Annotated in this window: 11 protein-coding genes; 1 reads left to right on the top strand and 10 read right to left on the bottom strand. The window is 48.7% G+C overall.

The window, feature by feature from the left end; translation table 11 throughout:
• Nucleotides 1-101: 101 nt before the first annotated feature.
• The 4 genes from OGY06_RS04355 to OGY06_RS04340 all read right to left on the bottom strand — a co-directional run bounded on the left by OGY06_RS04355 (nucleotide 102) and on the right by OGY06_RS04340 (nucleotide 2,465).
• On the bottom strand, nucleotides 102-650 hold the full coding sequence (locus OGY06_RS04355) for a GNAT family N-acetyltransferase (protein ID WP_286604816.1): 549 nt from the start codon (nucleotides 648-650) through the stop codon (nucleotides 102-104).
• A 33-nt stretch (nucleotides 651-683) separates the two neighbouring features.
• On the bottom strand, nucleotides 684-1,016 hold the full coding sequence (locus OGY06_RS04350; RefSeq protein WP_193133959.1) for an EmrE family multidrug efflux SMR transporter: 333 nt from the start codon (nucleotides 1,014-1,016) through the stop codon (nucleotides 684-686).
• 401 nt (nucleotides 1,017-1,417) lie between these two features.
• Complete coding sequence (locus OGY06_RS04345) at nucleotides 1,418-1,720, bottom strand: AzlD family protein (RefSeq protein ID WP_226804163.1); 303 nt, start codon at nucleotides 1,718-1,720, stop codon at nucleotides 1,418-1,420.
• On the bottom strand, nucleotides 1,710-2,465 hold the full coding sequence (locus tag OGY06_RS04340; RefSeq protein ID WP_286604813.1) for an AzlC family ABC transporter permease: 756 nt from the start codon (nucleotides 2,463-2,465) through the stop codon (nucleotides 1,710-1,712). The genes OGY06_RS04345 and OGY06_RS04340 overlap by 11 nt, the downstream gene beginning before the upstream one ends.
• 101 nt (nucleotides 2,466-2,566) lie before the next feature.
• On the opposite strand from OGY06_RS04340, the gene OGY06_RS04335 reads away from it, so the two are divergent.
• Nucleotides 2,567-3,946 carry an aminotransferase-like domain-containing protein gene (locus OGY06_RS04335; protein ID WP_164562837.1) on the top strand — a complete coding sequence of 460 codons (1,380 nt, stop codon included), beginning with the start codon at nucleotides 2,567-2,569 and terminating at the stop codon, nucleotides 3,944-3,946.
• A gap of 571 nt (nucleotides 3,947-4,517) precedes the next feature.
• Here OGY06_RS04335 and OGY06_RS04330 read toward each other — a convergent pair.
• From OGY06_RS04330 to OGY06_RS04305, 6 genes are all read right to left on the bottom strand, one after another.
• Entirely contained in the window at nucleotides 4,518-5,465 is a 948-nt protein-coding gene (locus OGY06_RS04330) for a Csu type fimbrial protein (protein WP_267395382.1), read from the bottom strand.
• Entirely contained in the window at nucleotides 5,456-7,609 is a 2,154-nt protein-coding gene (locus OGY06_RS04325) for a fimbria/pilus outer membrane usher protein (RefSeq protein ID WP_286604805.1), read from the bottom strand. The genes OGY06_RS04330 and OGY06_RS04325 overlap by 10 nt, the downstream gene beginning before the upstream one ends.
• A gap of 151 nt (nucleotides 7,610-7,760) precedes the next feature.
• Nucleotides 7,761-8,477, bottom strand: coding sequence for a fimbrial biogenesis chaperone (locus tag OGY06_RS04320; RefSeq protein ID WP_003832727.1), 717 nt, complete (start codon nucleotides 8,475-8,477; stop codon nucleotides 7,761-7,763).
• 22 nt (nucleotides 8,478-8,499) lie between these two features.
• Nucleotides 8,500-8,985 (bottom strand): Csu type fimbrial protein, encoded by a 486-nt coding sequence (locus OGY06_RS04315; RefSeq protein WP_003832728.1) that lies wholly within the window; start codon nucleotides 8,983-8,985, stop codon nucleotides 8,500-8,502.
• Between the two features lie 255 nt (nucleotides 8,986-9,240).
• Complete coding sequence (trpS, locus tag OGY06_RS04310; protein ID WP_032943285.1) at nucleotides 9,241-10,245, bottom strand: tryptophan--tRNA ligase; 1,005 nt, start codon at nucleotides 10,243-10,245, stop codon at nucleotides 9,241-9,243.
• A gap of 219 nt (nucleotides 10,246-10,464) precedes the next feature.
• Nucleotides 10,465-12,249, bottom strand: coding sequence for a diguanylate cyclase (locus tag OGY06_RS04305; protein ID WP_286604802.1), 1,785 nt, complete (start codon nucleotides 12,247-12,249; stop codon nucleotides 10,465-10,467).
• Nucleotides 12,250-12,271 lie beyond the last annotated feature (22 nt).

The raw sequence follows: 12,271 nt of genomic DNA, 5'->3' as shown, positions 1-12,271 counted from the left end.
ATTTATTATGATCGCAACTGCAGTTTTAATAAACTTGCCATTGGTGCAGGGCAAAAATAGAAATTCTCTGCGGTTCGGTTATGGACATTCCATAATTTATTTTAACCAACCTGACGATCGTTCCATTCGTCGCGCGTGATTTCCCAAAGTTCAGAATCCAGCAAACCGCTGACATACTCTTTCTTATCCGTTTTGATAAGTCGCATGCCGCTACTGTCTGAAATACGTCTGGAGCGGATATTGAGAGAGGCTTTCGGCGCACGCAATACTGTCTTATTTAACGTATTAAACCAGTAATCCGTAGCGACATTACTGGCTTCACGCATAAAACCCTGCCCCTGATATTCCGGAGCTAACCAAAATCCACGGTTATTATCCTCAACGTCATAAAGGCAAATTAAACCTATGAGAGCGTCAGGGGCCTCACGGAGTCTGATAGTCCAGATCCACGCAATCCCTTTTTCCATATCAGGCAGGGCAACGTTGTTGACGTAATTCTCCGCACCGTTATCAGGATAGGGCCAGGGTACTGAGGAGACCATATAGCGAACTATCTTCCAGCGGGGATAAAGCACCTGAATCTGCGAGGCATCTTCGGCTTCTAATGGTTTTAACAGCAAGCGTTCTGTATGGAGTATTGGTATTTTCATATGCACTTTTCCTGCTCGATCAAGATAAGAGGATCAATGTGGGGAGGATTTTGAAAAAATATTAATAACCAGAACCCCAGCACAAATAAGAAGCATACCTGCGATCGCCGGAAAATCTAGCTTTTGCCCACTTACCAACCAGCCCAAAAGACTGATTAATACGATTCCAGCACCTGACCAAATTGCGTATGCGATACCCGTTGGAATGGTCGACAGAGTTTGGGAGAGAAGATAAAAGGCTGCACAGTAGCACATAATAGTTGCTACAGATGGCCATAGGCGTGTGAATCCGTCAGAGAACTTCATCAGGGTTGTACCTACGACTTCAGCTACGATGGCCCCGGCAAGGAAAATGTATGAATTCAAAATCTGACCCCATGTGACAATTTAAAGCAAATATCGTATCACAAAGGGGTGGGTGAGTTTGAACACAGCCCAAACTACTACTGAAATGCCCGTTTCATGGCATCTAGTGAAGCGCCGCAAGGTCCGCTGTGAGCGAGAAGCTGACGCTCACTCCATGCCAGATATGCTGTAATGCAAATAAGAGCGTCCATAAAACCCTAATCATTCAGGAAGGAAAGAGTATTTATTTTTGAGTTAGCGTAAATATAATATCCAGAAGAAATAAAATCGTTATAAATATAGTAGTTAAAATAACAGTCAGGCGCTCGTTCTTGATTGGTATCGACACGATTAATCCCCTCAGAGGAAAATGAAGTCTAATAATGTTTTTGACATCTTTGCAAATTAATTAATCAGAAACTTCACCCAAAATAATGACGTAATATAAACGCAGCTAAAACGCCACTGATTACCGTTATAGGCATTGAAAATCGCATTGCGATAAATAACGTTATGCCTAACGCGATCAGGTCGGCAGGTGCTCCGGATGCAAAAAAAGGAGCGATAAATGCCAGCATGACGCAGCCTGGTGAGGATTTCAGCACCACCATCGCCCTCGGGGTGAGAACCCTGTTGTGTAATATCAGGTAGGCTGTCACACGGGTTGCATAGGTGGTCAATGCCATCAGTACAATAGCAATAACGGTCTGATAATTAAGCATCATCACCTCCCATTAAGGCAGCCGTCATTAGCCCTGCCAGTGGACCGGCAATGACATACCAAAGGCCGGAAACAAAATGGCACACCGCAACTGAGACGAGCAAACTGATTATCCATGGCACGGCTTTTCGCCAGCCATTCCACATACCTCTGACCAATACAAGAAAGACAGCCGGGAAGGCCATATCAAAACCATACTGATGAACGTCGCCGAGTACTGGGCCAATTAACGCCCCGACGGTGGTGCAGAAAACCCACATCGAATAAAAAGACAACGAAACGCCCAGATAATAGGGCATGCTAAAATACACTGTGTTTTTATATTTTTTGCTGTGTGCGTCATTATAACTCAACGCCCAACTCTCATCCGTCATTAAAAAAAGCGCCGGTAAGACTTTTCGTTTCGGAAAGCGAGAAAGCAGCGGGACCAGCGTTGCGCCCATTAAAATATGGCGACTGTTAACCAACAGTGTCACCGCCATAATCAGTAGAAAAGAGGGTGGAGATGTCCAGATTTGTATCGCAGCAAACTCCGATCCTCCCGCAAAATTCAGTCCTGTCATCAGCGGGACTTCCAGATTACTGAGTCCCTTATGGCTTGCCTGAGCGCCCAGCACCAGAGCAAAGGGGACCACACCCAGCAGGACTGGCAGGCCATCTTTCAGGCCGCGACGAAACTCTTTTGCCGTACTACCAGCCTCATCCTGAAAGGCGATGTCTGTCCTTACATCAACTTGCTGTTCACTCATTCTTTTGGCTCATTTCAACATTTCAAAACCTGGCGTCAGAATAAATTATGTGACACTATGAGTAAATATAAATAGTGTCACATTACACTTTTGGTGATTTTATGCGTGAACGCTCCCCTTGGCAGCCCAGACTTGCACAAAACAGCACATCTCCCACTGACCAGTTGGTACAGGCGTTGTCAGAAGATATCCTTTCGGGCTTACTGAGCCACGGCGCGCGCTTACCGGCACACCGTAATTTAGCGGATACGCTTGGCATAGGGCTGGGTACTGTAACGAAAGCGTACGGTATCCTGGAGAAACGCGGGCTCGTCAGGAGCGTTAAGGGTAGCGGCATGTTCGTTGCCCTGGCCAATTCACGGAACAGAACGTTTATCGACCTGTCACAGAACACGCCTCCAGCAGCATTAACGTCCCGCTCATTGAGCGCGACGTTAGCCACCATCGCCCGTCGACCGGACATGGATATGTTTAATACTTACGCTCCGGCCGCAGGACATGACGAGCATCGGCGATTGCTTGCACAGTGGTTTAACGGGTTGGGGATCCCGGCAGATTATCAACAACTCATTTTAACCAACGGTGCTCAACACGCGCTTTCTGTGGCACTCTCGACCGTCTGCGAACCCTTTGGCCGACTGTACGTGGAGGCCCAAACCTATTCAGGTCTGATCCAGCTTTCACGGTTACTCAAGCTCACGCTAGTGGGGATCCCTATGGATGACGAAGGCATGGACGTATCCGCTCTGGAACGCAGTCTGGATGAACATGCAGAAAAAGGCGGTGCGGTGTATGTCACGCCACTGCTACAAAGCCCTTCGACGCGCATCATGAGCCTTGCCCGCCGTCTGGAACTGATCCGGGTTTGTCGGGAGAGAGGAATAACGATCATTGAGGATGACGTGTACCGACTGAAACGTGATGCCGGATTGCCGCAAATAGCCAGATTAGCCCCTGATATCACTTTGTACGTGAACAGCTTATCTAAAATTTTAAATCCGGCACTGCGGATTGGTGGGCTGCTGGTACCGGAGGCGTTATATTCACGTGCGGAATCCATGCTAAGAGCCACGGCGATGATGGTCTCCCCATTAAGCAGTGCCATTATGGAGCAATGGTTGGTCGATGGCACGGCAGAAACTGTCACACTGGCCATTGAACAAGAAACGAAGCGTCGCTACGAACTTGCGACAGACATTCTGGGGGCGCATGTCTATCGTTCAGGACAGCCCAGCTTTCATATCTGGATGCCGTTTTCACGAGAAGAAGCGCAGTCGTTCTACAAAGCCGCGCTGGCGGCAGGTATTAAAGTGACGGCACCGGCGTCTACTGAAGTGAGTGAACAGTCGGATCAGTCCGGGATCCGTTTGTGTATCGGAGGAACAGAGTTTGACCAGCTAACTCAAGCTCTGTTAACGCTCAGGGGAATTGCCGAACAGCTTAAACAGCAACCAGACCCTTTCCCTCTTTTCAGGTTATGAATGACAGATGGCCTTAAATAAAAAACCGATGACGGTGGTTAGTATTGGTCTTATAAGTCTGCCCTCTCTGTTCCTCATCATCCAGGCATGGATAATGCTCTTGGCAACTTCCGTTCCTGGCACTAAGCTGTCGTAAGAGAGGGCACTGTTTATCACGTAAGATTTGATTAGTTGAAGGTCATAAGTACGGATGATCAAATCGGTGATGAGAATGAGATGTGCAAAAGGCAGGCATACAACAACTCAAAGACTGAACAATGTGCGATGGCTCGAAATGAGCTATGGAAATATGTTAATGAGAGGAATGAATGATCTGTGTGGTTATGGAGTAGTTTTACCATATTCGAAGGCGTGATTTTGGAGGTAGATTGGAGCATAAACAGGGACACATTAATAGCTGCTATACCCTGACCCTTAAGTTTAATATCTTACTGATCTATATGTATTTAATTTTGTGGCTGATTGATTTTTTCCTGTGTAATTGCAGCGTGTTTTTCGTGCAAATAGCGTAACAGGGCGTCATTGCAAAAAACACCCAGCGCATTGGCTCACTGACCGAAAAATCTGTGAGTTAATAAGTTAACGTAATCACTACAGTGTCAGTATAACCCCCTGGTGATGGCCATTTCTGTGCTGGGACGGAACCGTAAACCACCAGGCTCTGCGCTTGCCCATCAGCGGAATACTGTTTTTCCGGATTGCCCTGCGTCCATTCCATGGAGTGTGCTGCATCCTGATACAGCGCATAGTTTACGCACTCACCGTTATGACACATTGAACGCTGGTTCCCCTTGGGGTGCAGACCATGACCGATGCTGATGGAATAATCCGTCCCGGTTGGGCACTGGACAGTAATATTCGCCGTGGATGCCGCCTGTAGCAAATCGCTCTGAGCGGGGCTCTTGCTGCCGAATGCCATATCATCCACGTTGACAACTTCACAGCCGTTTTTCACCGTAGCAGAGGCGCTAATCTGGTCAGTAATTGTTGTACCATTCAGGGCGCCACAGGCCGGGAGCGCTTGTAATGAACTGGCTGAGGTGTATGCAATTTGGATTGCTGTGGCGTAATCATAGTATATCCCGGCGCTGACATTAGTCTGACCAGGGTTTATCTTGCCGATAAGCGGTATGTCATGTTCAGCGGTTCCGCCTGTAGACAAAGCAAAATCGATTTGAGCATACACGTTGTTGTTTTGACTCAGCGGTGAATGTTGATTGTAAATCGAGTAGACCGAAAAATAGAGCGGGGTACTTGAAGGTTCGTTCTGGCTCATCGCCAGCGGATTGTTCGCCATAACCTTTAGACAGGCGCGGACATACTCGACCTGACCGTCGTAATTATTACAGGTAAACGAAAGTCGGGTTGCGGTTGTCTCAGTTTGTCCGGGGGTGACGGTACCAAAATCCAGTCCAGAAGGGCTACCATTCCAGCAGTTAGCGGCCTCGGCTACTGGGCTGAATTTAAACATCATCACCACAAAAAGGGCGATAAACCAAAGGGAACGAGTTACTGACATAGTGCGTTAATTTTCTCCACCGAATGAGAAGCGTAAAATTGTGATGGCAGTTTTAGCGAACAAGAGTTAGATGCCCACTGAACGTTCAGCGTTCCGCCTGTCGGGGGATCTTCCAGATAAATTTTACCTTCATAACCAACAATGGTTTGTGGGGTACCCTGACTGGGCGTCTGTCCATGAGTATCCTGCACGCTAACTTTTGCGGAGAAGGGCACATTTTTACCATCACGCGTAGTGACGGTTAGCAGAACGGCATGTGTGCGATAAATGTTAAAATTGGCGACGGCACCGCGCCCGGTTTGCGGGATCAGGATTTCATTAGTGTAGGGGGCGCGATAATCTTCATCGAGACTCAGAGGGTCGATGTCGATATGGTTTGCCTGGTACGGATTAAGGTTGTTCAGAAACAGCATGCCATTACTATCCGTATGGCCAACCGGGCGATGTTCGAGATAAACCGGCACATTCGGTACCTTAGCCGTATCTACGAGGGCGAAAGCGCTACCTAATTCGCGGGTGGCGTAAAAGTGCCTCATAAACAAACCTATGGCACCGGTCATTGAACCGTAGTAGTTATTTTGTTGTTCATCACGATTATAGCCTAACGCCAGATCGCTCCAGGTGTTGCGGCGCTGGAGGCTAGCATGGATGCTTCTATTTTTACCTTGTTGTGCAGAGAGATTCCAACCCCAGCCCGGTTTATTAGATTCCAGTGAGCGCGTTAGGTTAGCTTGTACGGAATTTCCGTCTTTATCATGGTTATCCTGGATTGAGAGGTAATCCTGATGACGGAACAGTGGAATACTGAATGTGACATACACGGTAGTGCTGTGATCGTCGCCAAGTGCTTGTGTGACGCTGGATGAAATGTTGATCTGGTTATCAAAACTTTTTGACCAGGATAATCCCAGATAGCGTTCTGCATACTGAGGGAATGTCTGGCTGACCCAACTCGCACCGAAAGTACCCGTCATATCAAACGACACGCTGGCAAATGCAGAATCTTCACGGGTGGCAATATCATTATCTGCTATAGATGAAATATCGCGAAACCCTCTGGTGGCCCGTGAGTGTGAGAGCGAGAAATTAAAAATCTGATTGTTCCACTGCCAGCCGGAACCCCATTGGTTGCCACTATTGGCCTGATAACGGCTGGTGGCTGCGTTGGCATGTAGCGTCCCCAGTGACGGAGAGAGCAAATAGTCCCAACCGATCCCCTGATTATGCAGACTGCCACTCTGTTCGGTATGCATGCCGATGGTGGTACTGTCGTTCAGTCCGTGACGCCAGTCGCCCACACCTATCAGTTGCGGATCATAGGCAAAAGAACGATAGGTATAGTCTTCACGCACCCAGCCCAGGCTCATACCCCAGGTTGTAAGACCATCAGAAAGGAGTTGGTTGGTGCCGTACAGATTCAAATCCACCACGCGTTGTTTACCATTCACATCGGTGATGACCACCTGCGCACCTTCGCTCCCGGTAAAAATCGGCGCTGTGTTAAGCGTAAATTGTCCGGGCTGAACTTTCTGCGAGGAGGTTCTGATTCCTCTGACGTACAGATCAACCGTGGATGGGAGCGTAACACTATCGGTCAGGATATCCTGCGATGACGTATTGAAGGTGGGTTGGGTACTGTAGTTATGCGCAAGGCTAACGCCGCCAAAACGAACGCTATTCGTCCATGATTGCGAGGATGTAAAACCATCGCCGATCCTGAGTGTGAGCAGTTTATCCACGTTTTCGTAGTTCCAACTGCTCATCAGGCGATGAGTACCAGTTTGTGCCTCGTTGCTGCTCGACTCCTGCGTGTTAAAAGAGGTCGAGAAAAAGCCTGGGCCAACGCCAAAGGTGCGAAATTCGCTATAGGCTGAAGTCTCTTGTATGCCGTCTTCATTGCTGGCAAATAAATCGTAGTTAAGTGCCAAACCCCGCACTTCAGGTGATAACTCGGACATACGGATAAGGCGCGAGCTATTGCTATTGGAAAGATGGCTTTCTCTGTCGAGCCAGTTTTTACTGGCAGTAATAATCAAGCTTTGATTCAGGTTGTCGAAGGTAACACTGAGGCCATCTTGTGAACTGATATCAAAATACCCCTTTTGTTTCGGCAGGGATGACACTTTCAGGTTAAGCTTATCCATATCTTGAGCAGCAATATAAATCTTATTGTTGCTATTTTTGGCTTTGATAAACCCCTTAACTGGTTGAACATTTATCGTTGCAGTCAGATACAGTGTCTCATTTTCTGCTGACTGGACAGAGGGACATACCAATAAAAAAACAACAATGGATTTAAGGTGTAATGTTAATGATCTGCGTTTTAGCATTGTCATTCAAATTAAGTGATAAAGATGACGCAGTAGTTATTCCATTCGGTAACGGCCATTCCTTTTCACTATGTGGTAATACATACCCGAGTAATCCATTGCTCATGGCAACACTTCTCTTGCCAGAAAAAATAAAAACATCGCTTAATTTAACATGCTGTGTGCCATTGTTTTTTATTTTTAACATTAATGGATGAACTGAACGATCGATTGATACATCTAGTTGACTACTGATGGGTTGGGTATCTTTACAATTAACAAATACCGGGATGGAATAACGCAGCAAGAAACGAACCCCATCTTTATCAGCCATATTATTTTCACCAGGGAGTTCATCAACGATAATACGGTAGGCCTGCTCGTTATCACCACTACCTGGCGTTGTTAAGATAACCCGGATCAATTGCTGGCGGGAGACCGGGATTGTGGTCATAGGAGGGCTAACCATTACGTCCTGGGTCTCGGTCAAGTTGTCTTTATTATTTTGCTGTTTCCACGCATAGACACGGATCTGTGCCCCGATAGTGGCGCTACCTGTGTTACGTACATAGATAGCCTGGGCGGATTCTTTACCACAGAATCCCAGAGTGACCGGGTACACCTGCAAGGTGGCAGCGTATGAGTTTATTGTGCAGGCCAGGCTCAAGACGCTAACACCAACCCATAAAATAAATCGCTTCATATGCTGCACCTTTAATATTAAATCAATATGTAACTGTTAATGTAACGGTATCGGTATAGTCCCCAGCAGAGGCCTGTTTCAGGGCATTTGCCGTTACTTTCCCGAAGATGGGCAATGCTTGCTGTTCACCGGTACCGATAGCTGAAATACCATTATCAGCCAGAGAAGTGCCGCCAGGATGGTCGGTAGAAAGGGTATAGGCTACTTTTTTTGCATCGGCGGTGTCGTTAGAACTCATTTCGAAATCGTGAGTTTTATCCGTTCCGAGCATATACCCTGTGCCGTTTGTACAGGTTACATAAGCTTTGGCAGAGGCTGTAACAGCCCCATCATTACTACCGTGTGAGCCAAAATCCATATCATCAACGCTGACCTTGCATGATTTTTCGACGGTCAGTTTTACCGTCATTTGGTCGCTAACGCTGCCTGAATCATCTGCAAAGACAGCGGATGAAAATAAAATGCTAATCGCAGTCAGAGATAATGCAGTGGCTTTACGGTTAATCATTTTAAAACTCGCTAAGGTTATATAATCGATTTTATAAGGGTGGGGAAAGGCGAGGAAGGATAGAGATTACTGGTTAATTTTGATTATGTAATTGTGCTATGTGTAAATCATGTAAATGGCTGGAAAGGGTATTTACATTCAGCAGGGTATCATTGAATCATAACCTCGGGTGTCACGTGATATGAGTTGAATTAGCGCCATAAAGAGTCACCCCTCCCGGTGGTTATTTCCCACCGGGAGAGACATCAATCCAGATTAGAACACCGGCAAACCCAGCCCTTGCTTCACTTCTCTTAATGTCTGCTGCGTAATCTCGTGCGCCTGCTCGCTTCCTTTTTTGAGCATCGCCATCAGCATGCCTTTATCCTGAATGTAGGTTGCACGCCGCTCGCGCATTGGCGCGATGAGTTCTTGCAAGCACACTTCCAGCTCGTTTTTGCATGTCCGGTCACCCAGTCCACCCCGTTGGTAATGCGCTTTCATTTCCGCCACTTTTGCTTTATCCGGATGAAAAGCATCGAGGTAAGTGAATACCATATTGCCGTCTATTTGCCCTGGGTCGGACACTTTCAGATGATTAGGGTCGGTGTACATTGCGCTGACCGCGCGGTGAATGGTTTCTTCGCTGGCTGACAGGAGCAATGTGTTACCAAGCGATTTTGACATTTTAGCGTTTCCGTCGATCCCTGGAAGGCGGCTGGTTTCACTCAGCAGCGCTTTGCAGTGCGATAGGACGGGGGCCGGTAACAGGCTATTCATCTTATGCACGATTTCGTTAGTCTGCTCAATCATTGGCAACTGATCGTCGCCGACGGGAACGACTTCGGCTTTGAAGGCCGTAATATCTGCCGCCTGACTGATGGGATAAACCAGAAAACCAACCGGTAACGAGCGGGCGAACCCTTTCTGCGCAATTTCGTTTTTGACCGTAGGATTACGCTCCACGCGAGCCACGGTAACGATGTTCATATAAAGCGCGGTTAACTCTGCGAGAGCAGGCAGTGCCGATTGCAGACAGATGGTAGTAAGTGACGGGTCTATTCCTGCGGCAAGATAGTCGGCAAGTACTTCGGGAATATTGTTGCGGATCTTTTGCGGTGTGCTGCCGTTATCGGTTAACCCTTGTAGGTCAGCCACCAATATAAACTGCTGATAATCGTGTTGCAGCGTGGCGCGCTGGCGCAATGACCCCACATAATGGCCAAGATGCAGCGGGCCGGTGGGACGATCGCCAGTGAGGATGATGGTTTTATTGTTCATGTAAGACTCCTTAGTCATAAAACCGAAAGGGGTCTCTAAATGCAAATAACCGCCTTTCGGCGGTTATCTAAAAATGGGAAAAACACATTCTGACCGCCTTTAAGAAGGCAGCCACCACAGGTTGTGATTAAAACCGTTGATATCGTGTTTTGTGTTCATCCTGTTAACATATCACCCGCTGGCGCAGAGGTAAAGCAATGCCCGAAGTGATGGGACATATCAGCTTGCTTCCAGCATGCCAAAGCTCACAATGCGCGAACGTCCCAACTCTTTCGCGCGGTACAGTGCGACATCTGCGGCGCGTAACAGGTTGTCGCTCTGGGCGTGCTGCGGGTAACTGGCGACGCCAATAGAGACATCCACGTGTCCAATATCGGAAACGCCAAAGCGCAGCGACAGTTCGCGTACACCGTTGTAGATTTCCGTCGCAAAGCGGTTAGCGGCCTGTTCATCCGTATTGGCCAGCAGCACCAGAAACTCTTCACCGCCATAGCGGAAGGCCATGCCGTTGTCGTGGACCACGCGCTGAATAGTCGCGGCGATACTTTTAATCACGCTGTCGCCTGCCTCATGGCCAAAGCGGTCGTTAATACTTTTAAAATGATCGATATCGATCATCAGGCAACTGATCGGTTCTTTGTTACGCACTGCCTGGCTCATCTGAGTACGTAGTGTATCTTCAAGATGATGACGGTTGCGCAGTCCGGTTAGCGGGTCGTAGAGCGCTTTCTCCAGCAGGGCGTCACGCAGACGCTGGTTGGCTAATGCGAGGCCGAGTGCTTCTGCCATTAGCTCCAGATACGCACGAGAGGGGGCGGAATCATCGCTAAGGTTCTGGAATGAGAGCAGGCCGATGGCTTCGCCCTGGGCAATCAGCGGGACGCACAGGGTATGCTGCTGGCATGACTCCGGCAGATGGTAGCAGGCGATATCGGGTTCGCCTTGTACCGGAGGATGGCTCTGGCCGCGGCGCACAGCCCAGCATTCATCCGGGTGGAACGCATCCGCTTTGCCCTGCGGTGAAAGCCATTGTGCAACGCAGCGCATTTGCCAGGGTTCCCGGTCCAGTATATAAAGCCGCCCGGCAATCCCTGGGGCAATATTCGGTGCAAACAGCTCCGCCACATTGATGACATCGGCAAAATTCTCGCAGCCCTGCAGACGCTGCGTCATACGTGCCAGCAGATCGCGGATTGCCCAGTCGGCATCTCGCTCTTTCTCCAGTCTCTGACGAGCCAGACCGTTCTCGCGAAATATCCGGATCGCCTGCGCCATGTCGCCTATTTCATCTATCTGGTTAAAGCTGGGCGTCTCAACGGCATAATCCTGCGATGCGAGACGGTTTACGACATCGCTCAAACGCACGACGGGGCGCAGGACGCGACGCTTTAAAATGAAACCGAGAACGAATAAAAACAGCAGCGCTGTCAGACCGACCATCACTTCAGAGGCTGTCCGCAGCATGCGAGATGACTGGGTTGCATCTTCAATTGTATTGCGTACGCGGTTATCGAGCAGTTGGCGGAAATGATCTATCCGGTCCTGGGCGCGTTCCAGTTCCTGTTCATAGCTTTTCCCATAGAGCAGGGCAATAGCCTGCGACTCTTCTGCGCGCGCGACGCTGGCAAGCGCCGCAGCTTGCTCGTCCTGCAGGGCATCAACAATCTGTAGCCCTTCGTGCAATAGCGCCAGCTCTTCATCCGTTGCCCCAAGGTTTTTGAGCTTTGACAGCCGATGCTCAACAGCTTTCAGCGTCGCTTCTTTCTGACGGTAGGCGTTAAGCACCTCAGGATCTTTTGCAATAACATAGTCGCGCGCCAGGTCGGACAGCGACCAGGCATCGAGTTCGACTTCTTCGGTAAGTTGATCGAACTGATAACGCTGTTCTACCACCTGGCGTTCTGTGTTATCGGCGCTGGATGCCATCAGCATGACAACGCCTGAAGCGATGGTCAGGCATACCGTCGCGCTATAGGCCCAGTTGGTGATTGTGGCAATTCGCACTGATTAGTTCCTTCTGCGACGA

This window comes from Citrobacter sp. Cpo147 (assembly GCF_030332405.1).
GTDB lineage: Bacteria > Pseudomonadota > Gammaproteobacteria > Enterobacterales > Enterobacteriaceae > Citrobacter > Citrobacter portucalensis.
This window is presented reverse-complemented; position numbering and strand designations above follow the sequence as displayed.